Genomic DNA, 22,947 nt, shown 5'->3' on the forward strand with positions numbered 1-22,947 from the left:
GCGACCCGGGTGGCTCCGCCGCCGGCGCGCGAGGGGTGCCGCCGAGGAGGCGGACAGTCGCCGGGCAGTCACAAAGGGTAGTACCTCCGCGGGCGGAGGACGTGAAGTTGGCCATTCACCGGACAGGCCGGGGCCGCCCACGGTAAGGAAGACGGCGCGTACGCCCGACCACGCGCCCCCGAGGTCCAGCGTTCACCACTCCCCGCACCACCGCCGACGGATCTCCGCAAGAAATCCCGGGAATTCCCGGAAACCTGTGTAAGAGCGCTCCCCGACCGCGCTCTCCAAGGTCACAGGGCCCGCAACCGGGCACGAACCGCAGGCAGAGAGGAACCGATCATGGAGCGCCCGACGAGCGTGGTCGAGCACGAGCTGGAGCTCAACCTGGTGCTCTCCCCCGAGCACAGCGTCCCCGTGCCGGCCCGGCTGTCGTACGGCAGCCACGACCCCTACGCCGTGCACATCACCTTCCACCTGGACACCGGCTCGCCGGTGACCTGGGTGTTCGCCCGCGAGCTGCTGGTGGAGGGCACCTTCCGGCCCTGCGGCCAGGGCGACGTGCGGATCTGGCCGACCCGCTCGGGCCGGCGCAGCGTGCTCTGCCTGGCGCTGAGCTCGCCCGCCGGGGACGCGCTGCTGGAGGCGCCGCTGCCGGCGGTGGCCGCCTGGCTGGAGCGGGCGCACCGGCTGGTGCCGCCGGGCAGCGAGATGGCCGCGCTGGACATGGACGGCTCGCTGGCCGCCCTGCTCGCATGAGGCGCCGCACCGCCCCCGGCGGCCCGGGCGGATCAGCGGGCCGCGGGGGCCTGCTGACGCTCGCGCGCGGAGTCCGGTCGTCCCCCGCCGCGCTGGCCGGGCAGCGCCGCCGCGGGCGCGCCGGCCGCCGCGCGCCGGGCGCGCACGCGTAGCGCGGCGGCCAGCAGGAAACAGATACCGACGAGCGGGTAGACCGAGGTCGGGACCTGACGCAGCGGCGACAGCTCCAGCACCAGCGCGCCCTGCGGCTTGGCGAGCCACATCGCGAAGGACAGGAAGGCGATCAGCACGGCCGCGAAGGCGGCCCGCCAGCGGACCTTCCGGACGGCGGCCGGACGGGCCCGTTCGACCGCCGCCTCGCAGCCGAGCAGGACGAGCACCGGCACGCACCAGACCCAGTGGTGGGTCCAGCTGATCGGCGAGATCAGCACGGCGGTGACGGCGGTACAGCAGACGCCCCAGGCCTCGGAGCGCGACAGCCAGCGCGCGCTGCGGGCGGCCCGGGCGGCCACGCCGAGGCCGGCCACCGCGACGGCGGCGGCGGCCAGGGTGGCGACGGTGCCCGGTTCGGCGGTGTGCAGCAGCCGGGCGACGGCGCCGCTGAGCGCCTGGTTGTCGACGATCTCGGTCTTGCCGACCCGCGAGGAGTCGTAGAGGTACGTGGTCCAGAAGCCCCAGGTGGCGTCGGGAAGGACGAGCGCGCCGAGCAGGACGGTGCCGAGGAAGGTCGCGCCGGCCACGAGGGCGGCCCGGATCCGGCCGGTGAGCAGCAGGTAGACCGCGAACAGGCCGGGGGTGAGCTTGATACCGGCGGCGATGCCGATCGCGACGCCCTTGCTGCGGCGCCCGTCCGGGCGGGTGAGGTCCCAGAGGATGAGGCAGGCGAGGGCGAGGTTGATCTGGCCGTAGCGCAGCGTGGTGTAGACGGGTTCGAGCCAGACGCCGGCGCCGGTGACCAGGATCACGCCGATCGCGCGCAGGTCCCGGCGCGGCCAGCCGACCAGTTTGAAGGACAGGTGGGCGAAGAGCGCCAGCAGTCCGAGGTTGCAGAGCGTGACCGCGACCCTCAGGAACGGGATCGGGAACCAGGTCGTCGGCACGAACAGCATCGCGGCGAACGGCGGGTAGGTGGCGGGCAGGTTCCACTGGGTGACGCGCAGCCCGTAGAGGTCCTCGCCGTTGGCGACGGCGGCGCCCTCGGCCCGGTAGACGATCATGTCCACCATCGAGGTGTGCGCGAAGTGCCGGACCACCGCGTAGGCGAGCAGGGAGAACAACGCGACCGCGGAGACGGCCAGCAGCGGGCGGCGCGGGGCCTCGCGCAGGGCGCGCAGGGGTGCGCCGAGGGCGGTGCGCAGCCGGTCCGGCCGGGAGGCGGGCGCCCGGTCCGGTGCACTGGGCACCATGCCGCGCTCGTCTTGCACCGCTGTCACTCTTCGCTCCGTCCGCCGGTCGGCCAACCAGCGACGATACCCGATGCCCCGCGGCCGGTCCGGATCGGGCTGGTGACGCAACGTGACCACCCGGCCATGGTGCCGGCCGGCCGTGCCCCGTTGCGGTCGGGGCACGGACGGCCGGAGTCGGTGGGGCGGGGTCAGCCGGTGTAGGCGCCGAGGGCCCGGGTGAAGTCCAGCGGCTGCTGGACGATCGAGCTGCAGCTGGCATCGGCGTACGGCTTGGCGCCGCCCTCGCAGGCCTTGTCGCGGGTGCCGGACCACATCGACAGCCAGGCCAGGTGCTTGCTCTTCGCGAAGTCGGCGAGCTGCTTGGCGTCGGCGACGGTGAAGACCTCGCTGGCGACGTCGTTGACGCCGATCATCGGGGTGACGGCGACCTTGCGCCAGGCGGCGGCGTCGTCGAGCCCGAGCACGCTCTTCACCTGGGCCTGGGTGGCGGTGGCCGCGGCGATGGCGTACTTGCCCATCTGGCCCTGCGGGTCGGGGGCGACGCCGTCGCCGAAGTCCATCGCCATGACGTTGACCGCGCTGATCGCCACGCCGTTGTTCTTGGCGTCGGCGATCAGGTTGACGCCCTCCTGGGTCAGGCCGGAGGGGAGCACGGGGAGGGTGAAGGAGACCTCCAGCGCCTTGCCCTTGGCGGCGGCGTTCTTCTGGAGCTGGACGATGGCCTGGGCGCGGCGGGTGTTGGCCGCGGCGTTGGCGATCGCGCCGCCCTCGACATCGAAGTCGATCTTGGTCAGTCCGTAGGCGTCGACGGTCTTCTGGTAGAGGGCGGCGAGGTCGGCGGCCGAGGTGCAGGCGAGGGCCGGCTCGCTGCCGTTGGCGCCGCCGAAGGAGACCCGGACGTCGCCGCCGATCGCGCGCAGGGCGCCGATCTGGGCGGCCACCGCGTCGGCGGAGAGGTCGCTCACGCCGCCCCACTTCGGGGTGCAGCCGCCGCCGGAGACCACGAAGGCCAGGTTGAAGTCCTTGACGCCACTGGCCTTGGCGGTGGCGACCAGGTCGTAGGGCGGGTAGAGCGAGGTGTCGACGAACGGGGAGAAGCCGGCGCCGCCGGCCGGGGCGGGGGTGCCGGTCGCGGTGGCGGTGGGCGCCGGGGTGGTGGGGGCGGCCGTGGTGGTGGCGCTCGCGGTGGCCGTCGGGGCCGGGGTGGTCGGCCGGGTGGTGGCCGTGGCGGTCGGGCTCGGCGCCCCGGTGGTCGGTGCGGCGGTGGGCGTGGCGGACGCGGTGGCCGTCGCGGAGGCCGAGGCCGACGGCGCGGCGGTGGCGGTGGCGGACGGGGAGGCCGTCGCGGTGGTGGTCGGCCGGCCGGACGGGGTCGGCACGGTGCCGTCGCCGGGCTTGCAGGAGGCCCGGTTGATCAGGCAGTTGCCCGGTTCGCCCTGCGCGGCGCCGGAGCCCTGGGCGACGAAGCCGACCACGATGCTCTTGCCCGGCTCCAGCCGCTTGCTCCACGCCTCCGGCCGGACGGTGATGTGCTGGCCCTCGGCGGTGAAGGTGGCGTTCCAGAGCGAGTCGATCTTCGCGCCGGCCGGCAGGTCGAAGCTGAGCGTCCAGTCCTCGATGGCGCTGCTGTCCGGGTTGGTGACCAGGTACTGGCCGGTGAAGCCGGAGTCCCAGCTGCTGGTGCGGCTGTAGACGGCGCCGAGCGAGGCGGCGCTGGCCGAGGAGGCGAGGACGACGACGCCACCGGCGACCAGGGCGGCGGCCACCGCGGAAGCGCCGAGCAGCACGCCCTTGCGGCTGCGCCGACGGCGGCCACCGGGGCGGCGGTGGGGCTGCTGGGTCGTCATGGGGGCTTACCTCCGGGGCTGGCAGGTGGGCGGCCGGGTGACCGACGCCGATGACGCTAACGGCGCCGAATGGCCGGAAACCGCCTGCTGAGCCAGGGGTAGAACTCCCTTACGGTGCGCTTAAGAAAGAGGGGAGCGAGCCCTCCCCCCGGCCCCCCGGGGCCCCTTCCGAGCGCCGAAACCTTTCGCCATTCGCCCGCGACCACCCCGTTCAGCGCGGGAACAGCGGCCCGCGGCCGCGGCGTCTTCCGGCCCGCACCGGGGCGGCGCCGTCCTGCCGCAGGCGCAGCCGCAGCCGGATCTCGGCGCCGCCGAGCACGGCCGAGGCGCCGAGCGCGAGGTCGCCGCCGGTGGCCTCGGCGAGCTTGCGCACGATGTCCAGCCCGAGGCCGGTGGAGCCCTCGCCGCCGTGGCCCTCGCCGCGCTTCAGCGCCGCCTGCGGGTCGGTGAAGCCCGGGCCGGCGTCCCCGACCAGCACGATCACCGAGCTCTCGGTGGGCAGGACGTCCACCGAGAAGGCGGTGCCGACCGCGGTGTGCCGGAAGACGTTGCCGAGCAGCGCGTCCACCGCCGCCGCGAGGTCGCCGCGCTGGACCGGGACGGGCGTCTCCTGCTCGGCGCCGGTCAGCTGCCAGGGGCGGCCCTCGTCCTCGGCGAGCGCGGACCAGAAGCCGACCCGCTCGCGGATCACCTCGGCGGCGTCGCAGCCGACGGTGACGGCCGGTGCGTCCTCGGGCGCCCGGCGGGCCGAGCGGATGATCTGGTCGACCTCGCGCTCCAGCTGCGACACCGCGTGCCGGGTGGCGTCGGCCGCGTCGCCCTCGCCGAGCGACGCGGCGTTCAGCCGCAGCACGGTCAGCGGGGTGCGCAGCCGGTGCGACAGGTCGGCGGCCAGCTCCCGCTCGGCGGCGAGCAGCTGGACCACCCGGTCGGCCATCGTGTTGAACGCGTGCGCGGCCTCGTGCAGTTCGGCGGGGCTGCCGGCGGCCTGCTTGCCCTCCACCGGCACCCGCACGGCGAGGTCGCCCGCGCCGAGCGCGCGGGCGGCGGCGGCGAGCCGGCGGGCCGAGGCGACGATCCGGGCGCCCATCCGGTCGGCGACCAGCACCGAGATGGCGACCAGCCCGAGCGCGACGCCGGAGAGCACCTGCCAGGCGGTGGCGACGCCCCGGGTGAGGTCGTCGTCGGCCACGAACACCTCGACCACGGCGGTCCGCGCGGTGTCCACGGCGAACGGCTGGAGCAGCGCGAAGCCGCCCGGCACCTGAACGGTGAACGAGCGCCCCTGGAAGCCCGCGGTGGCCACGTCGGCGTCCAGCGCCCGGACCTCGCCGATGGTCGCGCCGGCGGCCGGGCTGGAGGCCGCGGCGGCGGCCGTCCCCGCCGTCCCCGCCGTCCCCGGCACGCCCTGGGCGCCCTGTGCGCCCACCGTCGTCCCCGTCCCGCCCGGCGCCGCGGCCACCCCGCCCGCGGCGCCGGCCGTACCGGAGGCGGTGCCCGACCCGGCGGCGGACTCCGGCGGCGGCAGGTGCACCGCCATCCGCCCCTGCCCGCCCGCGTCCGTGGAGGCCACCGCCCGGACGATGGCGTCCTCTTCGGTGGTGATGGCCAGCGCCGGGCCGAGCGCCGCGGCCTGCCGCTCGGCGGCCGTGAACGCCCGGTCCCGGGCGGTCTGCTGGACCATCAGGCCGAGCGGGATCAGGAAGGCCAGCGCGACCATGGTGGTCCCGGCCACCGCGGCCTTGATCAGCGCCCAGCGCAGCGAGTGCCGCAACCGCCTCATGTCCGGCGCTCCACGGGGACGGGCCCGGACCCGGTGGCCTGTCCGGAGGCCTCCAGCCGGACCCCGACCCCGCGCACGGTGTGCAGGTAGCGCGGACTGGACGCGGTCTCGCCGAGCTTGCGGCGCAGCCAGGACAGGTGCACGTCGATGGTCTGGTCGCCGCCGTAGGTCTGCCGCCAGACCTCGGCCAGGATCTCCTTGCGCGGCACCACCACGCCCGGCCGGGCCGCGAGGAAGGCCAGCAGGTCGAATTCACGGCGGGTCAGGTCCAGTGCCCGGCCGTCCAGGGAGGCCTCCCGGCGCTGGAGGTCGATCGCCAGCCCGCCGACCCGGAGCACCTGGCTGACCGGGGCCGCCCCGCCGCCGAGCCGGCGCAGCACGGCGGCCATCCGGGCGCTCAGGTGCTCCCCGGAGAACGGTTTCACCAGGTAGTCGTCGGCCCCGTCGTTGAGCAGCCGGACGATCTCCGCCTCGTCGTCCCTGGCGGTCGAGATGATGACCGGGACGTTGGTCAGGCCGCGGATCATCTTGAGCGCCTCGCTGCCGTCCAGATCCGGCAGGCCGAGGTCCAGGATCACCAGGTCGCAGCCGACCTGGGCGACCTCGCGCAGCGCCTCAAGTGCCGTGCCCACGCTGCGAACCGCGTGGCCGGTGTCGGTCAGGTGGCGGATGAGGGCGGATCGTACGAAGGGGTCGTCCTCGACCACGAGCACTGTTGCCATGGGCCTGCACGGTACGCCATCGGCCCCGATTGGTCTGTACCTCGGGTTGGTTCGCGCCGGTCTGTGCGGGGCCGGCCGCACTTGTGCAAGTTCCCTGGGGAAGTGCCGGGGCGCCCGCCTGTGCGCCGGGGAGATACGGCAGGATGTGCGCACGATGCGGAACGGACTGGTACAGCTCGGCGCCTGGGCGGCGGCCACCGGGGCGGCGGTGGCGCTGTCCTGGCTCGGTGTGCACACCGTGCTGACCGGCGCCGCCTTCGAACAGCCCACCGCGCTGTCGCTGCCCTCGCCGGCCGCGGCCGACGGGCCGAGACCCACGCCGACGCCCTCGGCGACGCAGCCGCAGCCGGCCGGCCGCACCGAGCCGGCCGCGACGCCGTCCACCGGCCGGGCGTCGGCGCCCCCGGCCAGGGCGACGGCCTCCGCGCCCCCGTCGCCCACCGCGACGGCCACTCCCCGCCCGGCACCGGCCACCAGCACCACGTCCTCCGTGCACAGTTATCCCGTCCCGGGCGGCCGGGTCGCCGTGGACCTCCAGTCCGACCACGCCTCGCTGGTCTCGGCGACGCCGGACTCGGGCTGGCAGATGCAGGTCTGGAACGGCCCGCAGTGGTTCCGGGTCGACTTCACCAAGGACGACCAGGCCAACTCGGTGATCGTCTCCTGGAACGGCTACCCGCCGAGGGTCGACCGGGTCGTCCGCTGAGCGGGCCGGTCACCAGCGGTCGAAGGGCACGTAGCCCGGCAGGTAGGGCCCGCGGTACCGGGAGCGCTCGACCAGGGTGTGTCTGGTCCCGCCGGGCACCTCGATCGCGGCGAGCAGCACGGTGCCGTAGGCGTCCCGCACCTCGTAGGGCTCGGCGAGCGAGGCGGCGCCCCGGTCGACGGCGTAGTCGTACGCGTAACAGACGTCCGGCACCGCCACCGCGAGGTCGATCACCCCCTCGCCGTGCCGGGCGAGGTGCCCGGCCAGCTCCCGGCCGCGCGGCCCGATCGCCCGGACCAGCGAGGTCAGCACGAACCTGGTCCCGGGCGCCCGCAGCACGTAGGAGACCGTCTCCGGCTCGCCCGTCTCGGGCCCGGCGTACGCGGTGCAGCGCAGCCCGAGCGCGACCGCGTACCGGCGGGCCGCCCGCTCGGCGTCGCCGACCGCGAAGACCACCGCGTCGGCGCGGCCCATCGGGAGCAGCCCGGGCTCCTCCGCGCCCGCCGGGACGGGCGCGGACGCGCCGGGGCCGGCCGGGTCCGGGCCGGCGGCGAGCAGCACGCGTTCGGCGGCGGTGTCGGTCATGTCGGCTCTCCCGGTCGGGGTGCGGGACCACGGGTCGCCCCCGGCGCCCCGGGGTGGGGACGGGTGCACGGGGTTGTGGCTGGAGGGTGGCGCCGGGCCGACGTCCGCGCAACTGTTCCGTTTCCTCCTGGTCAAGCTGTGCTCCGGGACGGGACAATCGGACGCACCGCTGTACAGAATGCCCACCGGAGGACGGAGCCCTCGATGCCCCCCGCCCACTCCCCCAGCTCCCCGGGCGCCCTCGGATCGTCCAACTCGCCTTCCGGGCACGGACATTCCGCAGCGCCCGGCGGCCCTGCCGGGAGCACCAACGACGCGATCGACGTGCTGGACGGCCGGCTGATCCGGCTGCTCGCCGAGGAGCCGCGGATCGGGGTGCTGGAGTGCTCGCGCCGGCTCCAGGTGGCGCGCGGCACGGTGCAGGCCCGGTTGGACCGGCTCCAGGCGCGCGGGGTGATCGGCGGCTTCGGCCCGGAGGTGGACCCGGCGGCGCTGGGCTACCCGGTGACGGCCTTCGCGACCCTGGAGATCTCCCAGGGCCAGGGGGCGGACGTGCGCGCGCACCTGTCGGCGGTGCCGGAGGTGCTGGAGCTGCACACCATCACCGGGCACGGCGACATGATGGTGCGGATCGTGGCCCGGTCGAACGCCGATCTGCAGCGGGTGATCGACCGGGTGGTCGGCTTCGACGGGATCGTCCGCTCCTCGACGGCGATCGCCCTGGAGAACCCGGTGCCGTACCGGATCCTGCCGCTGGTCGACCAGGCCGCCGCCGAGTAGTCGCGGAGCCGCGCGGACGGCGGGCGCGGCGCAACGGACGGGCGCGGCGCGGCCGACGGGCGCGGACCGCCGGGCGGACGCGGCTCAGCAGGTGGCGACGGGCCCGCCGGCGTGCAGCGCCTCCAGCGCCGAGACCGACTCCGCCAGCGTGCCGACCGGCACCAGCCGCAGCCCGGCGGGGGTGTTCACCTTGGCGTCCGCGCACTCGTCCTTGGGCAGCAGGAAGACGGTCGCGCCGTCCCGGGCCGCCGCCTGGGTCTTCAGCGGCACCCCGCCGACCGGGCCGACCACGCCCTGGTCGTCGATGGTCCCGGTGCCGGCGACGGTCAGCCCGCCGGTGAGGTCGCCGCCCTTGCCGTCCCCGGCGAGCTTGTCGATGATGCCGAGCGCGAGCATCTGGCCGGCGCTCGGGCCGCCGATGTCGCCGAGGTCGACCTTCACCTTCACCTGGGCGGGCGACAGCCCGAGGTAGGAGAGCGCGGCGGCGGTGGCGGCGTCCTGGGACTCGGTCATCTGCTGGGCGGTGACCTCCTCGGCCTTGGCCGGGTCGCCCTGCGGGTAGACGGTCTCGGTGGGCCGCACGGCCTCGTCCTCGTCGAACCAGGCCCGCAGCGAGCGCCAGAAGGTGTTCCGCTCCCCCGGGTTGGTCGCCGAGATGGTCACCATCCGCAGCTGCCCCCGGGGGGTGCGGACCGGCGCGCCGGTGATGGTGAGCACCGGCCGGTCCTGGTAGCTGCCGAGGGTGTCCGCGGTCACGCCGGGGAAGGTCAGCGTGTACGGCAGCGGGACGAACGCGGCCACGCCGAACAGCGCGGTGACCAGGGCTCCGCAGAGCGCGAGGGCGCGGGTCCGGGGAGAGGTGAGGGCCGGGGGCAGCTTGGTGTCGGACACAGGGGCATCCAAACACACCGGGGCCGCCCGGCGGGCACGCACACGGCCACCCGGACGGCCCCCGCCCCGCCGGGCGGTCAGCGCAGGGCGTCGGCGACCTCGGTGGCGGCCTCCACCACCCGGGGGCCGACCCGCTCCGGGACGAGCCCGTTGAGCATCACCACGCCGACGCTGCCCTCGATGCCGCTCAGCCCGAGCAGCGCCGCGGCCGCGCCGGACGCCCCCGACTGCTCCTCCGCCCGGGTGATGACGAAGCCCTGCTCCGGCCGGCGCTGGCTCGGGAAGGCCCGGGCCTCCAGGATCGCCCGGCCGGCCGCGCTCTCGCCCAGCGGGTGGCGCAGCCCGGTGCGGTAGGCGACGTGGAAGTCGGTCCAGCTGGGTTCGACGACGGCCACCGCGAGCGCCTCGTTGCCGTCGACCAGGGTGAGGTGGGCGGTGGCGCCGAGGTCCTCGGCGAGGCTGCGCAGCGCGGGCAGCGCCGCCTCGCGCAGCAGCGGGTGGACCCGGTGGGCGAGCCGGAGCACGCCCAGGCCGACCCGGGCGCGGCCGCCGATGTCCCGGCGGACCAGCCCGTGCTGCTCCAGGGTGGCCAGCAGCCGGTAGACGACGGTCCGGTTGACGGCGAGGCGGGCCGCCAGCTCGGTCACGGTGAGCCCGCGTTCCGAGTCGGCGAGCAGCTTGAGGACCCGGACACCGCGGTCCAGGGTCTGGGAGGTCTCTGCAGTCACGACACGCAATTCCTTTCCGCGGCGGGTCGCGGATCGACTGACCGGTCCACGACTCGGATGTCGCGCGCAGGTGGGTGGCCGCGCTCGGGCCGCGGAGAGTCGTCCTTGACGTCCTGGGGCCCTGCGGCGCCCGTCTCGCGGGGGTCGCCCGGCGGGAGAGCGTGTGGGAAAGGTAGTGAAGGAATTGCGGCGGCGGAAGTGTTTGTCCAAAATTCGGGCAAGATCAACTTTTCACGCCTCGTCAAATCAGGACAAAGCAGAACGAACAACCCCGACCAGGCGTTCGCAGGTTCGACCACAGTCCGAGTTCCGGACGGATCGGCCGGCGTCCGGTCAGAAGGCGTCAGAACAGGTCGTACCGGAACGGATCGTGTCGCAGGGGACGCCGGGTCAGAGCAGATTGCGCAGGACGGTCCAGCCGGCCGCGACCCCGAGCAGCACGGCCGTCCCGCGCCGGCCGAGCGGCGGCTGCCAGCTCCGGCCGGCCAGGCCGTGCCGCAGCCAGACCAGGTAGAGCCCGGCCACCAGGGGCAGCGCGAGCAGCAGCGCCGCGTTGTCGTGCCAGGCGGCGGCGAGGTCGCCGTGCAGGAGGTCGTAGGCCATCCGGGTGCCGCCGCAGCCGGGGCACTGCAGCCCGGTGACCTTGCGCCAGGGGCAGAACGGCAGCGCCTGCCCCGGCCGGTGGGGGTCGCGCGACCACAGGTACGCGGCACCGGCCGCGCCGCCGGCCAGCACCGCGACCGGCGCCCAGGCCGTGCGCAGCCGTCCGGGAACGGCGAAGCCGCCCCGGCCGGTGTGGCCGGGGCGGCGGCGCGCCTTCGCGGACGTGGCCAAGGCTCAGCTGCGCAGCAGACGGCCCTGGGCGTCGGTGCGGTCGTTGCTGGTGAGGAACAGGATGCCGTCGATCAGCGACCAGACACCGAGGCCGCCGCAGGTCAGCAGCTGGGCGATGCCCATGCCGATGTGGCCGGTGTAGAAGCGGCCGACACCCAGGCCGCCGAGCAGGATCTGCAGGACACCCGCGACGACCTTCGACTTGTCGGAGAGCTCGGGCTGCTGGGCGTAGGGCTGCTGGTACGACACGTTCGGTGTACTCCTTGAAAGACAGACAGGCCCGGGCGCACGACGGAGCGTCATGTCCCCCCGGGTCGGTGAGGTGCCGACCGGAATCACCGGGGGCTGCGACGGCCGGCCCCGGACGGGGGGCGTGCGGCGTCGGCGGCCCGGAGGCGGCGCGGCACGCGGAACACTAGCCGATCATCCGACCGAATGTCTCCACAAATCCTTCGCGTATATCCGAACGTCATGTGACCTTTACGGTCCCGCGGTCCGTTGCGCGCCGACGGATCGTTACTTCGCCCACTCCCTGATCCTGGCGATCCGCGCCTTCAGCTGATTGGCCGTCGCCTGCGCGGTCAGCGGACCGCCGCACTGCCGGCGCAGCTCGTTGTGGATGGTCCCGTGGGGCTGGCTGGTGCGGTGGTGCCAGGCGGCCACCAGCGCGTTCAGCTCCTTGCGCAGCTCGCGCAGCTCCTGGTGGGTCACCACCGGCCGCTGCTCGGCCGGCAGCTCCAGCAGGTCGGCCTCCTCGGCCGGCTTGCCCTTGCTCCGCTGAATCTGCCGGTGCTGGCGCTTCTGCAGCAGCATCTGCACCTGGTCCGGCTCCAGCAGGCCCGGGATGCCGAGGTAGTCCTCCTCCTCCTCGCTGCCCGGGTGCGCCTGCATCCCGAACTCCATGGCGTTGTAGAGCACCCGGTCGAAGACCGCCTCGGAGCCCAGCGCCTCGTAGGAGAACTCCTCGCCGCCCGCGCCGTCGGGGCCGTCGTTGGCCCGCTCGGCCTCGGCGAGCAGCCGGTCCTCCTCGTCGAAGAGGCCCTCGCCCTCCTTCTTCGGCCGGTCCAGCACGTGGTCGCGCTGGAGCTCCATCTCATTGGCGAAGCCCAGCAGCATCGGGATGGTCGGCAGGAAGACGGAGGCGGTCTCGCCGCGCTTGCGGGCGCGCACGAAGCGTCCGACGGCCTGGGCGAAGAACAGCGGGGTGGAGATCGAGGTGGCGTACACCCCGACGCAGAGCCGGGGCACGTCGACGCCCTCGGACACCATCCGCACCGCGACCATCCAGCGCGAGGTCCCGGCCGCGAAGTCGGAGATCCGCTTCGAGGCCTCGGTCTCGTCGGAGAGCACCAGGGTGACCTTCTCGCCGGTGATCCCGCGCAGCATCTTGGCGTAGGCGCGGGCCACCGTCTGGTCGGTGGCGATCACCAGGCCGCCGGCGTCCGGGATCGCCTTGCGGACCTCGGTGAGCCGGCGGTCGGCGGCCTGCAGCACGGAGGGGATCCACTCGCCCTGCGGGGAGAGCGCGGTGCGCCAGGCCTGGGCGATGAGGTCCTTGGTCATCGGCTCGCCGAGCCGGGCCTCCAGCTCGTCGCCGGACTTGGTGCGCCAGCGCATGTTGCCGCTGTAGGAGAGGAAGATCACCGGGCGGACGACGTGGTCGGCGAGCGCGTGCCCGTAGCCGTAGGTGTAGTCGGCGACCGACTTGCGGATGCCGTCGCCGCCCGCCTCGTACTGGACGAACGGGATCGGGTTGGTGTCCGAGCGGAACGGCGTACCGGTCAGCGCCAGCCGCCGGGAGGCCGGCTCGAAGGCCTCGAAGCAGGCCTCGCCCCAGGACTTCGAGTCACCGGCGTGGTGGATCTCGTCCATGATGACCAGCGTCTTGCGGGCCTCGGTCCGGTTGCGGTGCAGCATCGGGTTCACGCCGACCCCCGCGTAGGTGACCACGATGCCGTGGTACTCCCGGGAGAGCGGCCCGGAGGAGTACGCCGGGTCCAGCTTGATGCCTATCCGGGCGGCGGCCTCGGCCCACTGCTTCTTCAGGTGCTCGGTCGGCGCGACCACGGTGACCTGCTGCACCAGGTGGTTGTGGAGCAGGTAGGAGGCCAGGGTCAGCGCGAAGGTGGTCTTGCCCGCGCCCGGCGTCGCGACGGCGAGGAAGTCGCGCGGCTGGTTCTCGATGTACTTGTCCAGCGCCCCCTGCTGCCAGGCCCGGAGCTTTCCCGCGGTGCCCCAGGGGGCACGGCCGGGGAAGGCCGGGGACAGGTGGTGCGAGGAGGCCGGCGCGGCTTGGCCGGCGCCCCGGACGGGCGCGTGCGGCTCCTGGGCGTCGGAGAAGAGCGGCATCGGGGCGGCGGCAGTACTCACGGTCTCCGAGGGGGGATCGTCGCAGGCCGGAGGCGGTTTTGCAGCCCCGTCCCACGGTCGGGCGGCGTTCGGACAACCCGCCCAGCGTACCGGTCCCGGGGCCGTTCGGGCGGCCGCGGCGGGGCCGGGCGGGGCGCGGTCGGGCCCGGTCGGCGGCGGGTTCGGCCGGAAATCGATGTGACGTGTATCACCCGGGAAAGTCCGGAAAACGCGGTAAGCGGAACCCCCTCCACCGCCTCTCTTCCGGGTGAGGCCGCCCCAACCCCACAGCCGCCACCGGCCTCCCACCCCACAGAAGGGAACCGCCGTGCACGCCATCGCCGAAGAGACCGTCCAGGCCCGCCTGATCCTCTCCGCCCACCGTTCCGTCCGGCTGCGGGTCACCCTGACCTACCTCCCGGACGACCCGCTCGCCGTCCGGATGGCCTTCCCCGCCGAGTTCTCGCTGGACGATCCGGCCGACGGGGGCCCGGACTGCGACGACATCGTCTGGGTCTTCGCCCGCCCGCTGCTCGCCGCCGGCCTGGAGGTGCCCACCGGCATCGGCGACGTCCACGTCCGGCCCGCGCTCGGCCGCCGCACCGTGGTCGAGCTGCGCGCGCCCGAGGGCACCGCGATGGTCCAGTTCGACACCGCCGACCTGCGGCGCTTCCTGTGGCGCAGCCGCCTGCTCGTCCCCGAGGGCGAGGAGCACCTGCACCTGGACGCCGACCGCGCCCTCGCCCAGCTGCTCGGCTGAGCGGCCCGGCGAGGTGTCGGCAGCCGCCCGGGACCGGGCCCGGGCGCCTGCTGCTGCCACCCGCCCACCCGCCTCCGGGGCGGGCACGTGACCGGGCCGCTCCGGCGCCCCCTACGCCGAGAGCTTGCGCATCAGCCGCACGCCCTGCGCCGGCGTGAGGTGCGGCAGGTACGCCTTGCCGATCGCCCGGGTGATGCTGGGCAGCGCGGCCGGGTCCGGGTAGGCCATGTACATCGGCCGGTACTCCGGCTGGAACTTCGCCTTGAACGCGAGCAGGGAGCGGAAGCCGTACACCGGCTCCAGCGCCCGGCCCAGCCAGTCCAGCGTCTTCTGCAGCCCGGTCGGCGGCTCCTTCTCGGAGCGGGCGAGCGGTGCGCCGGAGAGCGAGAGGAAACGCGCGCCCTCCTGCTTGAAGCCCAGCGCGGCGGAGGCGATCAGGAACTCGGTGACGCCGCGGAAGCCCTCCGAGCGACGGCGCATGAAGTCCAGCGTCCAGCCGACCGTCTCGCCGTTCTCGTAGACCGGCATCCAGCTGGTCAGCCCGTGCACCGTGCGGTCCTCGCCGACGGCGACCAGCAGCCGCACCGCCGGGTCGGCCAGCTCCTCCAGGCCGCCGAGGGTGAAGCCCATCTCGGGCAGCCCCTTCTCCGAGACCCACTCCTCGGAGATGGCCCGGATCTGCTCCTTCAGCGCGAGCGGCGCCTCGTCGTAGGACCACCACTCGGCGGTGATGCCCTGCTTGCCGGCCTTGTTGAGCGCGGTGCGGATGTCCTGCCACTTGCGGCCGGTGAACGCCAGGCCCGGCAGCGCGACCACGGTGTCCTCGGCGACCTGCAGCGAGCGCCAGCCGAGCTGTCCGGCGGCGGCCCTGGTCTCCGGGGTGACGCTGTAGAAGCACGGCGTCCAGCCGCGCGCGTCGCAGTACCGGGCGAATCCGGCCACCGCGCGGGCGCGCGCCTCCGGCTCGCCGAACGGGTCGCCGGTGGTCAGCGCCACGGTGTTCAGCACCCGGTAGGCGACGGCCGCCCGGCCGTCCTCGTCGAACCAGTAGTGGTTGCCGTCCCAGGTGGTGATGAAGGAGAGCGTGCCGCCGCCGTGCTCGGTGAGCAGGGTGCGGGCCCGCGCGGCGTCCTCGGCGTCGACGTGCACCACCGGCCGGCGGAAGACCATCAGCAGCGCGCCCAGCGCGACCGCCCAGAAGGCCGGCCCGCAGTACGTCTCCAGGATCCGGGCGAACGGGCCGACCGCGATCGGGTAGTCGGGCAGCAGGTCGTTGTAGGCGGGCGGCAGGTACTGGGCGGGGAGCCCGGCGACCAGCCCGCCGAAGGTCGCGCCCGGCTCGAACTGCCCGGCGACCAGCACGCCCAGCCCGGTGTACGCGGCGCCGGCGAGGACCAGCGCGCCGCCGAGCACGGCGGCCAGCCGGCCGAGCACCGCGCGCGGCAGCCGCAGCGGGAAGCGCTTGCGGGTGGCCAGCAGCAGGCCGGCCGTGAGCAGCGGCAGCAGCAGCGCCTCGACGACGTACTGGAAGGCGCCGCCCGAGCCGGTGCCGGACTCGGTGAACAGCCAGACCAGCATGGCGGCCCAGAGCAGTTCGGTGGCGACGGTGATCCGCCAGGCGAGCCGCAGGCCGCGGCGCAGCCCCTCGGCCAGCACCAGCAGCAGGGCCGGGAAGAGCGCCGCCATCAGCCGGGCCGGGGTGTCGAAGATCCGCTCGACGGCGTGCGCGCGGGCGCAGTCGTGGGCCGAGACGGCGCAGAAGTCGGCGACCTCGTCCGGGCTGAGCCGGTGCGAGAGGTAGATCTCCGAGAAGGTGTTGAACGGGCCGGCCGCGTTGTCGTACAGCGAGGCGATCAGCGGGCCGAGGGCGGCGGCGACCAGGCAGAGCGCCACCAGCACCCGGGTCTCGGTGTGCGAGGAGCGGTGCGAGCGCAGGTGCGGGCGGCCGCGGGTGAGCAGCGCGCCGGCGGCCAGTCCGGCCAGGGCGCCGGAGAAGCGCTGCACGCTCTGCAGGTGCCCGACGTACAGCGTCATCACCAGCGGAACCAGCACCACCAGCAGGTGCAGCCGGCGCCGCCAGAGCACGGTCAGCCGGTAGCCCAGCACACCGGCCAGCGCGAACAGGCCGACGCCGGGGCCGACGGCGGTCTGGCCGACCACCGAGGCGGTCCACTGCTCGCCGAACGCGGCCCCGGCCGCGACCACGCCGGTACCGGCCAGGGTGCCGGCCAGCTGCCCGGCGACCACCACCCCGAGGGTGCGCAGCGGGCCGAGCCGGCGCTCGGCGGCCGGGGCGACCAGGAGCAGCAGCAGGCTGGTGAAGACGTAGGCACCGGTGCCGGAGCACCAGAACAGCGAGGTGAACGGCGTCCACCAGCGGCCCGCGCCGAGGGTGGGGGTGCCGACGCCCACCTGCTCCAGCAGGGCCCCGGACGGGCCGCGGCCGAGGCTGCCGGTGGCGGCGCCGACGGCCCAGAGGCCGACCAGCAGCACCAGGGTCAGCGGGGCCTCGCCGAGCCGGACGGCCACCCGGGCGCCGAGGCCGGCGGCGGCTCCGGCGAGGCGCCGCGGGGAACGCGGGGCGGGGGCCCCGGGGCCGGGGGCGGAACCCGTGCCGCGGGACTGCTCGGGGACCCTGGGGCACGGCTGTTCGCCGTCCCGCCGCGGCTTCCGTTCGCCCACCGCGCCGCGGGCGGGTGCGGAGCCGAGCCGGATCACCGGGTCATCCCGGTCTGCCGGCCGAGCCAGGGCAGGTTGCGGTCGAGCGCCTCGCGGAACACCGTCCAGCTGTGGCCCCCGGGGATCGGCTGGAACTCCACCTTCATCCCTGCCTTCTGCGCGGCGGCGTACATGGTCTCCTGCTGCGGGCGGAAGTCGTCGTCACCGGCGCCGACCGCGAAGACGCCGGCGGTGTCCGGGTACCGGCGGGTGGCCATCAGCTGCGCCGGGTCGACGGCCGCGAAGGCCTTCTCGTCGCCGTCGAAGGCCTTCTCGACGGTCTCGCCGTGGCTGCCGAGGGTGGGCTCGTCCTGGCCGGAGATGTCGATGAACGAGCCGTAGACGTGCGGGGCGTTGACGGCCAGCTGGAGCGCGCAGGTGCCGCCGAGCGAGGCGCCGCCGATGGCGAGGGCGCCGCGGCCGGCGGCGGTCTGCAGGTGGCCGCGGATCCAGTCGGGCACGTCCTCGGCGAGGTAGGTCTGGGCCCGGGCGACGTTGGAGTCCATGCAGAGGCTGTTGCCCCACATGGTGGCGATCTGGTCCACCATCACCACGATCGGGGCGAGGCCCCGGTGCTCGGCGGCGAAGGCGTCCAGCCGCTCCTGCATGCCGCCGGAGTTCACCCAGTCGGACGGGTTGCCGGGCTGGCCGGCCATCAGCACCAGCACCGGCAGCAGCGGCCGGGGGCTGGCCTGGTAGGCGGGGGGCAGGTAGACGTAGGCGTCGCGGGCCTCGAAGCCGGACCTGGTCCCGGGGATCGGGGCGGTCGAGACGGTGCCCTTCTCGGGCAGGCCGGCCGGGGCCTGCCAGACCTCCTCCAGCACCTTGCCGGCCGGCACGGCGACCACCTCGGGCGCCTTGCCGGTGGTCAGCGCCTGGGTCCTGGGCGCCAGCATGACGCGGGCCGTCGGGTACTGGTCGAAGCCGCGGTTGACCTGCGAGGCCGCCATCAGCACGACCAGGACCGCACCGCCGGCCGCCAGGAACCGCCGCCGGCCGGGCAGCAGCGGGGCGCGGAAGCCGGCCAGGGCCAGGGCGAGGACGGCGAGCGCGACCCAGCCGAGCACGTAGTCGGGGGTGCCCTCGGGGAAGGGGTGCCACCACCCGTCCACGACGATCTTGATCGCGGCGGTGACGGCGGCGGTGAGCAGCGCGGCACCGGCCGGGCGCAGGCCGAGCCAGCGCCGGTCGCGGGAGAGGGACAGCAGCGCCAGCGAGGCGCAGCCGGCGGCGAGCACGGCGTACGGGATCGGGCCGCGGGTGAGCGGCCAGTCGAGCGGGTTCCAGCGAACGGCGAGTTCGGTGGCGGCGGTGGTGAGGGCGAGGGAGGTCATACCGGTTTCCCGGGACGCGTGGTGTCGGCGAGGAAGCCGTAGGCGACGACGTTGCCGTCGTAGCCGTGCTCCTCGCTGAAGCCTCCGCCGCAGGTGATCACCCGGAGTTGGGCGTCGGCGGCCTGGCGGTACACCCGCTCGTCCGGGAAGTCCTTTCGGTCGTGCACTTCGATGGCGTAGAGCTGGTAGACGGCGGTCCGGCCGTCCTCGCGGAGGATCTCGATCCGGTCCCCGCGGTGCAGGGCGCCCAGGTGGTAGAAGACGGCGGGCCCGCTGTCGTTGTCGACGTGGCCGGCGATGATCGCGGTACCGCGCTGCCCGGGGGCGGCGCCGTCCCGGTACCAGCCGGCGAGGTTGCGGTCCTCCTGCGGCGGGGTCTGGAGGCGGCCGTCCCGGTCAAGACCGAGGCCGGTGACCGGGGCGTCGAGCCGGACGGCGGGGATGCGGATCCGGGTCGGCCGGGAGGGGCCGAGCGGCGGCACCACGGAGACCGGGGCGAAGCCGGTGAGGGCCTGCCCGGCACCGGGGGCCGGGGGGAGCACGGCGGACGGGCCGTCGTGCAGCAGCCACGCCCCCAGCACGAGCGCGGCACCGGCCGCCAAGGTGCCCGGCCACGGGCTCCTGCTCTGCTGGGCGCCCACCGGCGCTCCCCTCTGCTGACGTCGGACCGGTCACCGGTTCCTGGGAAGTTCCTGGGAACCATGCAACCGGATCGGACCCTATGCCACATTCATACGTTGGTCGTACTCACTCCCGCCGATCGGCAGGGCCAATGGGGCATCACCCTGCCCCTAGGGGCGAGACGTCACCGTCACGCCACCCTCCGGTCACCTGGCGGTTCCCAGGAATGACGACGATCTCTTCATCGGACACTCAGGAACGCCGTCCCGGTTGCATCCTTCGGGCGATGAGTTCCGACCGCCCGTGGTGCAGCATTGATCGATCTCGATCGCATGCCATGCTGACCCCGTTCACAGGCCTATCACCGCACTTGTCCGACCGGGCCCCGGCCGCCCGGAGGACCGCGCGCCGTGCCTGCCGTGCCCCGCCCCGCGCACGCCCCACGAACGGAGTGACCATGGACGCCCTCTCCCGTCGCACCCTGCTGGCCGCGGGCGCCGCCGGCGCCGCCGCCCTCGCCGCGGGCTGCGGGGCCCGGAGGGACCCGGGCGACGGGCAGGCGACCACTCCGGCCCCGGCCCCGGCGCCGGCCACCCCGGCCGAGGACCACGCGGCGGTGCCGACCGAGGCGGCCAAGCCCCCGGTCACCCTGATCGGCGACGGCTCCACCTCGGACACCGGCCCCCAGCCGGGCCAGCCCGTCCCCGACGTGCTGCAGCCCGGACGGCGCCCGCCGCAGTTCGTGGTCTTCTCCTGGGACGGCGCCGGCGAGCTCGACAACGGGCTGTTCGCCCGCTTCCGCCGGCTCGCCCGGGAGCACAACGCCTCGATGACCTTCTTCCTCAGCGGCCTCTACCTGCTGCCGGAGTCCCGCAAGGACCTCTACCGCCCGCCGCAGCACAAGGCCGGCGCCTCCGACATCGGCTACCTGAGCGACCAGCACATCCGCGACACCCTGGAGAACCTGCACGCCGCCTGGACGGAGGGCCACGAGATCGGCACCCACTTCAACGGCCACTTCTGCGGCGCCACCGGCGTCGGCAAGTGGTCGCCGGAGGAGTGGGACAGCGAGATCCAGCAGGCGATGGACTTCGTGATGAACTGGCGGACCAACACCGGCTTCACCGACCTGCCGGCCCTGCCGTTCGACTACCGCAAGGAGCTGATCGGCAGCCGCACCCCCTGCCTGGAGGGGCAGCGCAACCTGCTGCCCACCGCCGTCAAGCGCGGCTGGCGCTACGACAGCAGCGGCAACGGCACCCAGACCTGGCCGCAGAAGATCCAGGGCGGCGCGCTGTGGGACCTCCCGCTGCAGTCCATCCCGTTCCCCGGGCACACCTTCCAGGTGCTGTCGATGGACTACAACATCATGTTCAACCAGTGCGGCAGCAACACCAAGGCCGACCCGTCGCTCCACCCCGGCTTCCAGACCCAGGCCCGGGACGCCTATCTGATGGGCTTCGAGCGCGCCTACACCACCAACCGCGCGCCGTTCGTCATCGGCAACCACTTCGAGGAGTGGAACGGCGGCATCTACATGAACGCCGTCGAGGAGGTGCTCGGGGCGATCGCCGGACGGCCCGAGGTCCGGCTGGTCTCCTTCCGCCAGCTGGTGGACTGGCTGGACGCCCAGGACCCGGCGGTGCTGCGCAAGCTGCAGACCCTCGGCCCCGGCCAGGCCCCGGCCGGCGGCTGGGAGAGCTTCTGACGCCCCGCCCGCCGGGCCCCCGCCGCCGGCCGGTTCCTCAGCCGGCCTTGCGGACCCGCCCCGAGACCAGCGCGCCGAGCAGCGCGACCCCGGTCATGGTCAGGAAGATCACCGCGAACGCGCCGGTCGAGCCGGTGCCCGCGGCGCCGTCGTGGGCGGCGGCCACCGAGCCTCCGCCCAGCGCCGCGAACAGCACCCCGGACAGGCCCACCAGCAGCACGTTGCCCAGCGCGTCGCTCACCTGGAGCGAGGCCGAGTTGGCCCCGGCGTCCTCCGGCGTCGACAGCTTCATCATCAGCACGCTGACGCTCGCGACCGTCAGGCCCATGCCGATCCCGCCGACGCCCCAGGCGACGGCCGCCACCCAGGCCGGCACCGCCGGGACGAGCACCAGCGAGGCCCCCGCGATGGCCACCGCGGTCAGCACGAAGCCGCCGCGGATCATCAGCGTGCGGTACCGCTCGGCCCCCGGCCGCCCCTGGATCCAGGAGCCGAGCGCCCAGGACAGCCCGCCGCTGGTCAGGGTGAGCCCGGCCAGCGTCGGCGACAGGCCGCGCTCGGTCACCATCATCAGCGGGATGAACGCCTCGGCCGCGAAGAACGCCCCCGCCGCGACCCCGCGCAGCAGGATCACCGTCGGCAGTCCGCGCCCGGCCCGCAGCGTCCCGGCCGGCAGCAGGCCGAGCACCGCGGGGAGCAGCAGCGCCGCCCCGGCGACGGCCGGCAGCAGACCGACCAGGTCCAGCCGCTGGCCCGCGTACTGCAGCAGCCCGGCGCCGAGCGCGGCCATCGCGGCCAGCCCGGTGCGGCGGCGGTCGAACGCGGCGCCCCTGAGCACCGGCTGCGCCTTCTCCGAGCGGCGCAGCGCCGGGCCCATGACGCCCAGCGGCAGCAGGATCAGCGCCGGCACGGCGAGGAACACCCAGCGCCAGCCGAGGTGCTGGGTGACCGCGCCGGAGACCACCGGGCCGATGATCGAGGGCAGCACCCAGGCGGAGGAGAAGGCGGCGAACACCGCGGGCCGCAGCCGTTCGGGATAGGCCCGGCCGACCACCACGTAGAGCGCGACGATCACCAGGCCGCCGCCGAGGCCCTGGATCGCCCGGCCGCCGACGAAGATCCACATCCCGGGTGCCGCACCCGCCACCAGCAGGCCCGCGCCGAACACCGCGATGCCGGTGAACAGCGGTTGCAGCGGGCCGCTGCGGTCGCACCACTGGCCGGAGACGACCAGCGCGAACAGGGTGGTGGTGAAGTAGCCGGAGAAGGCGAAGGCGTACAGCCCGAGCCCGTCCAGCTCGCGGGCGGCCACCGGCATCGCGGTGTTGACGGCCGTCGCCTCGAAGGCGATCACCAGGACCACCGAGACGATCCCCAGGGTCAGGGCCCGGAAGCGGTCGCCCAGCACCCCGCCGCCGGGGTCGGTCGGCATCGGGACGGGATCGGTGTCGGCCGGGGCGGCGGAGGCTGTGGTCATACGTATGATCGTAAGGCGCGTCCAGCCCGTTGGCCCCTGACTCCGGTCGGGATTCCGGCTCCGCCTCCGGTCCTAGGACCGGGCCTGGGGTGGGCGCGGGGTCAGTGCAGCACCTTGAGGCCCACCACGCCGGAGACGATCAGCAGCAGACAGCCGATCCGGGCCAGGGTCACCGCGTCACCCAGCACCGCCATGCCGTAGAGCGCGGTGCCGACCGCGCCGATGCCCACCCACACCGCGTAGCCGGTGCCGATCGGGATCGAGCGCATCGCGTACGCCAGGCCGCCCATCGACAGCGCCAGCGCCACCCCGAACACCACGGTCGGGACCAGGCGGGAGAACCCCTTGCCGGCTTCCAGGGCAACCGCCCAGACGGTCTCCAGGATGCCGGAGAGAACCAGAACGAGCCAAGCCATGACGATCGCACCTTCCGCAGTCGGCAGCGGCCGGGTTGCCGCTGTCACTGCGCCGTCTTGTCCTGACCGGGTACGACGCGCTCGTCCGGGGCGGTCCGCGCGGGACCCGCCTGTCCCCGACGGTAGCACACACCTCGCCACACGGAATTTACAAAAGGATATTGACGTTCCGCCCGGCATTCCGCCAAACTGAATTCACCAACACGGCGGACGACGACAGGAGTCGGACATGGACAGGAAGACGGCGGCCCCCGCGCCCCGCACCTGCGCCCCCGCTCCCCTCTGTTGTCGCGCCTGTCGCTGCTGCCGCTGCGCCTGAGGCGCCCCCGCAGTCCAGCCTGTCACCAGTTTCACCCCCATGGCCGTGTGCCCGAGTGGTTGAGGGAACCGCCTGCAAAGCGGTGTACACGGGTTCGATTCCCGTCATGGCCTCCGAAAACGAATTGCCGGTCGGCGCGAAAAGCGCCCGCCGGCAATTCGTCATGCATTTCCCCGGGGAATTCGACGGGCCCTCCCGGCGAATTCC

20 protein-coding genes, 1 tRNA gene and 1 riboswitch are annotated in these 22,947 nt (G+C 74.4%); of the genes, 6 read left to right on the forward strand and 15 right to left on the reverse strand.

Translation table 11 applies throughout. The features are described from left to right. Positions 1 to 339 precede the first annotated feature (339 nt). Positions 340 to 756, forward strand: a complete 417-nt coding sequence (locus tag ACF1AK_RS25240; RefSeq protein WP_380292894.1) for an SsgA family sporulation/cell division regulator — start codon at positions 340 to 342, stop codon at positions 754 to 756. Between the two features lie 32 nt (positions 757 to 788). Here the strand turns inward: ACF1AK_RS25240 and ACF1AK_RS25245 are convergent, their stop codons facing one another. From ACF1AK_RS25245 to ACF1AK_RS25260, 4 genes are all read right to left on the reverse strand, one after another. After that, a complete protein-coding gene (locus ACF1AK_RS25245) occupies positions 789 to 2,189 on the reverse strand; it encodes a glycosyltransferase 87 family protein (RefSeq protein WP_391501088.1) in 1,401 nt (466 codons plus the stop codon). A 161-nt stretch (positions 2,190 to 2,350) separates the two neighbouring features. Next, a complete protein-coding gene (locus tag ACF1AK_RS25250) occupies positions 2,351 to 4,009 on the reverse strand; it encodes a cellulose binding domain-containing protein (protein WP_391501089.1) in 1,659 nt (552 codons plus the stop codon). 211 nt (positions 4,010 to 4,220) lie between these two features. Beyond that, positions 4,221 to 5,792, reverse strand: coding sequence for a sensor histidine kinase (locus tag ACF1AK_RS25255; protein ID WP_391501090.1), 1,572 nt, complete (start codon positions 5,790 to 5,792; stop codon positions 4,221 to 4,223). After that, positions 5,789 to 6,514, reverse strand: a complete 726-nt coding sequence (locus ACF1AK_RS25260; protein ID WP_380292889.1) for a response regulator transcription factor — start codon at positions 6,512 to 6,514, stop codon at positions 5,789 to 5,791. The genes ACF1AK_RS25255 and ACF1AK_RS25260 overlap by 4 nt, the downstream gene beginning before the upstream one ends. A gap of 154 nt (positions 6,515 to 6,668) precedes the next feature. Between ACF1AK_RS25260 and ACF1AK_RS25265 the strand changes: the two genes are divergently transcribed. Beyond that, positions 6,669 to 7,220 (forward strand): hypothetical protein, encoded by a 552-nt coding sequence (locus tag ACF1AK_RS25265; RefSeq protein WP_391501091.1) that lies wholly within the window; start codon positions 6,669 to 6,671, stop codon positions 7,218 to 7,220. 9 nt (positions 7,221 to 7,229) lie between these two features. Here the strand turns inward: ACF1AK_RS25265 and ACF1AK_RS25270 are convergent, their stop codons facing one another. Then, on the reverse strand, positions 7,230 to 7,805 hold the full coding sequence (locus ACF1AK_RS25270) for a VOC family protein (RefSeq protein ID WP_391501092.1): 576 nt from the start codon (positions 7,803 to 7,805) through the stop codon (positions 7,230 to 7,232). 318 nt (positions 7,806 to 8,123) lie between these two features. Between ACF1AK_RS25270 and ACF1AK_RS25275 the strand changes: the two genes are divergently transcribed. Beyond that, complete coding sequence (locus tag ACF1AK_RS25275) at positions 8,124 to 8,585, forward strand: Lrp/AsnC family transcriptional regulator (RefSeq protein WP_391501159.1); 462 nt, start codon at positions 8,124 to 8,126, stop codon at positions 8,583 to 8,585. 84 nt (positions 8,586 to 8,669) lie between these two features. Here the strand turns inward: ACF1AK_RS25275 and ACF1AK_RS25280 are convergent, their stop codons facing one another. The 5 genes from ACF1AK_RS25280 to ACF1AK_RS25300 form a co-directional block, all read right to left on the reverse strand. After that, positions 8,670 to 9,476: a S16 family serine protease gene (locus ACF1AK_RS25280; protein WP_391501093.1), complete on the reverse strand. Its 807-nt coding sequence runs from the start codon at positions 9,474 to 9,476 to the stop codon at positions 8,670 to 8,672. 77 nt (positions 9,477 to 9,553) lie between these two features. Then, positions 9,554 to 10,204, reverse strand: coding sequence for an IclR family transcriptional regulator (locus tag ACF1AK_RS25285; protein ID WP_270146684.1), 651 nt, complete (start codon positions 10,202 to 10,204; stop codon positions 9,554 to 9,556). Positions 10,205 to 10,594: 390 nt separating this feature from the next. Next, the gene (locus tag ACF1AK_RS25290) at positions 10,595 to 11,038 is read right to left on the reverse strand and encodes a DUF2752 domain-containing protein (RefSeq protein ID WP_391501094.1); all 444 of its coding nucleotides are present in this window, start codon (positions 11,036 to 11,038) and stop codon (positions 10,595 to 10,597) included. Between the two features lie 3 nt (positions 11,039 to 11,041). Continuing rightward, positions 11,042 to 11,287, reverse strand: coding sequence for a TM2 domain-containing protein (locus ACF1AK_RS25295; protein ID WP_380292877.1), 246 nt, complete (start codon positions 11,285 to 11,287; stop codon positions 11,042 to 11,044). A gap of 267 nt (positions 11,288 to 11,554) precedes the next feature. Then, positions 11,555 to 13,387 (reverse strand): DEAD/DEAH box helicase, encoded by a 1,833-nt coding sequence (locus ACF1AK_RS25300; RefSeq protein WP_391501160.1) that lies wholly within the window; start codon positions 13,385 to 13,387, stop codon positions 11,555 to 11,557. A gap of 328 nt (positions 13,388 to 13,715) precedes the next feature. Here ACF1AK_RS25300 and ACF1AK_RS25305 point away from each other — a divergent pair, with 328 nt between their 5' ends. Further along, complete coding sequence (locus ACF1AK_RS25305) at positions 13,716 to 14,147, forward strand: SsgA family sporulation/cell division regulator (RefSeq protein ID WP_391501095.1); 432 nt, start codon at positions 13,716 to 13,718, stop codon at positions 14,145 to 14,147. A 111-nt stretch (positions 14,148 to 14,258) separates the two neighbouring features. Here the strand turns inward: ACF1AK_RS25305 and ACF1AK_RS25310 are convergent, their stop codons facing one another. From ACF1AK_RS25310 to ACF1AK_RS25320, 3 genes are read right to left on the reverse strand one after another with little or no spacing between them, the layout of a single operon-like run. Further along, positions 14,259 to 16,865, reverse strand: coding sequence for a bifunctional lysylphosphatidylglycerol flippase/synthetase MprF (locus tag ACF1AK_RS25310; RefSeq protein WP_391501096.1), 2,607 nt, complete (start codon positions 16,863 to 16,865; stop codon positions 14,259 to 14,261). After that, on the reverse strand, positions 16,862 to 18,199 hold the full coding sequence (locus ACF1AK_RS25315; protein WP_391501097.1) for an alpha/beta hydrolase: 1,338 nt from the start codon (positions 18,197 to 18,199) through the stop codon (positions 16,862 to 16,864). The genes ACF1AK_RS25310 and ACF1AK_RS25315 overlap by 4 nt, the downstream gene beginning before the upstream one ends. Further along, positions 18,196 to 18,840: a class F sortase gene (locus tag ACF1AK_RS25320; protein WP_391501098.1), complete on the reverse strand. Its 645-nt coding sequence runs from the start codon at positions 18,838 to 18,840 to the stop codon at positions 18,196 to 18,198. The genes ACF1AK_RS25315 and ACF1AK_RS25320 overlap by 4 nt, the downstream gene beginning before the upstream one ends. Positions 18,841 to 19,277: 437 nt before the next feature. On the opposite strand from ACF1AK_RS25320, the gene ACF1AK_RS25325 reads away from it, so the two are divergent. Then, a complete protein-coding gene (locus ACF1AK_RS25325) occupies positions 19,278 to 20,528 on the forward strand; it encodes a hypothetical protein (protein ID WP_391501099.1) in 1,251 nt (416 codons plus the stop codon). Between the two features lie 37 nt (positions 20,529 to 20,565). Here the strand turns inward: ACF1AK_RS25325 and ACF1AK_RS25330 are convergent, their stop codons facing one another. Together ACF1AK_RS25330 and ACF1AK_RS25335 are read right to left on the reverse strand one after the other, a co-directional pair. Beyond that, on the reverse strand, positions 20,566 to 22,005 hold the full coding sequence (locus ACF1AK_RS25330) for an MFS transporter (RefSeq protein WP_391501100.1): 1,440 nt from the start codon (positions 22,003 to 22,005) through the stop codon (positions 20,566 to 20,568). Between the two features lie 101 nt (positions 22,006 to 22,106). Continuing rightward, complete coding sequence (locus ACF1AK_RS25335; RefSeq protein ID WP_391501101.1) at positions 22,107 to 22,421, reverse strand: DMT family transporter; 315 nt, start codon at positions 22,419 to 22,421, stop codon at positions 22,107 to 22,109. A 46-nt stretch (positions 22,422 to 22,467) separates the two neighbouring features. Next, positions 22,468 to 22,533, reverse strand: a riboswitch (guanidine-III (ykkC-III) riboswitch). A 248-nt stretch (positions 22,534 to 22,781) separates the two neighbouring features. Here ACF1AK_RS25335 and ACF1AK_RS25340 point away from each other — a divergent pair. Further along, positions 22,782 to 22,853: transfer RNA gene (locus ACF1AK_RS25340), tRNA-Cys, on the forward strand. Positions 22,854 to 22,947 lie beyond the last annotated feature (94 nt).

The sequence above is a fragment of the Kitasatospora sp. NPDC015120 genome (assembly GCF_043080305.1).
In the GTDB taxonomy this organism is placed as follows: domain Bacteria; phylum Actinomycetota; class Actinomycetes; order Streptomycetales; family Streptomycetaceae; genus Kitasatospora.

Bases quoted from the DNA above. Each gene is read 5' to 3' on its own strand.
- ACF1AK_RS25335 (WP_391501101.1), bottom strand. From the start codon at position 22,421: ATGGCTTGGCTCGTTCTGGTTCTCTCCGGCATCCTGGAGACCGTCTGG.
- ACF1AK_RS25250 (WP_391501089.1), bottom strand. From the start codon at position 4,009: ATGACGACCCAGCAGCCCCACCGCCGCCCCGGTGGCCGCCGTCGGCGC.
- ACF1AK_RS25255 (WP_391501090.1), bottom strand. From the start codon at position 5,792: ATGAGGCGGTTGCGGCACTCGCTGCGCTGGGCGCTGATCAAGGCCGCG.
- ACF1AK_RS25265 (WP_391501091.1), top strand. From the start codon at position 6,669: ATGCGGAACGGACTGGTACAGCTCGGCGCCTGGGCGGCGGCCACCGGG.
- ACF1AK_RS25240 (WP_380292894.1), top strand. From the start codon at position 340: ATGGAGCGCCCGACGAGCGTGGTCGAGCACGAGCTGGAGCTCAACCTG.
- ACF1AK_RS25300 (WP_391501160.1), bottom strand. From the start codon at position 13,387: ATGCCGCTCTTCTCCGACGCCCAGGAGCCGCACGCGCCCGTCCGGGGC.
- ACF1AK_RS25270 (WP_391501092.1), bottom strand. From the start codon at position 7,805: ATGACCGACACCGCCGCCGAACGCGTGCTGCTCGCCGCCGGCCCGGAC.
- ACF1AK_RS25330 (WP_391501100.1), bottom strand. From the start codon at position 22,005: ATGACCACAGCCTCCGCCGCCCCGGCCGACACCGATCCCGTCCCGATG.
- ACF1AK_RS25260 (WP_380292889.1), bottom strand. From the start codon at position 6,514: ATGGCAACAGTGCTCGTGGTCGAGGACGACCCCTTCGTACGATCCGCC.
- ACF1AK_RS25315 (WP_391501097.1), bottom strand. From the start codon at position 18,199: ATGACCTCCCTCGCCCTCACCACCGCCGCCACCGAACTCGCCGTTCGC.
- ACF1AK_RS25325 (WP_391501099.1), top strand. From the start codon at position 19,278: ATGGACGCCCTCTCCCGTCGCACCCTGCTGGCCGCGGGCGCCGCCGGC.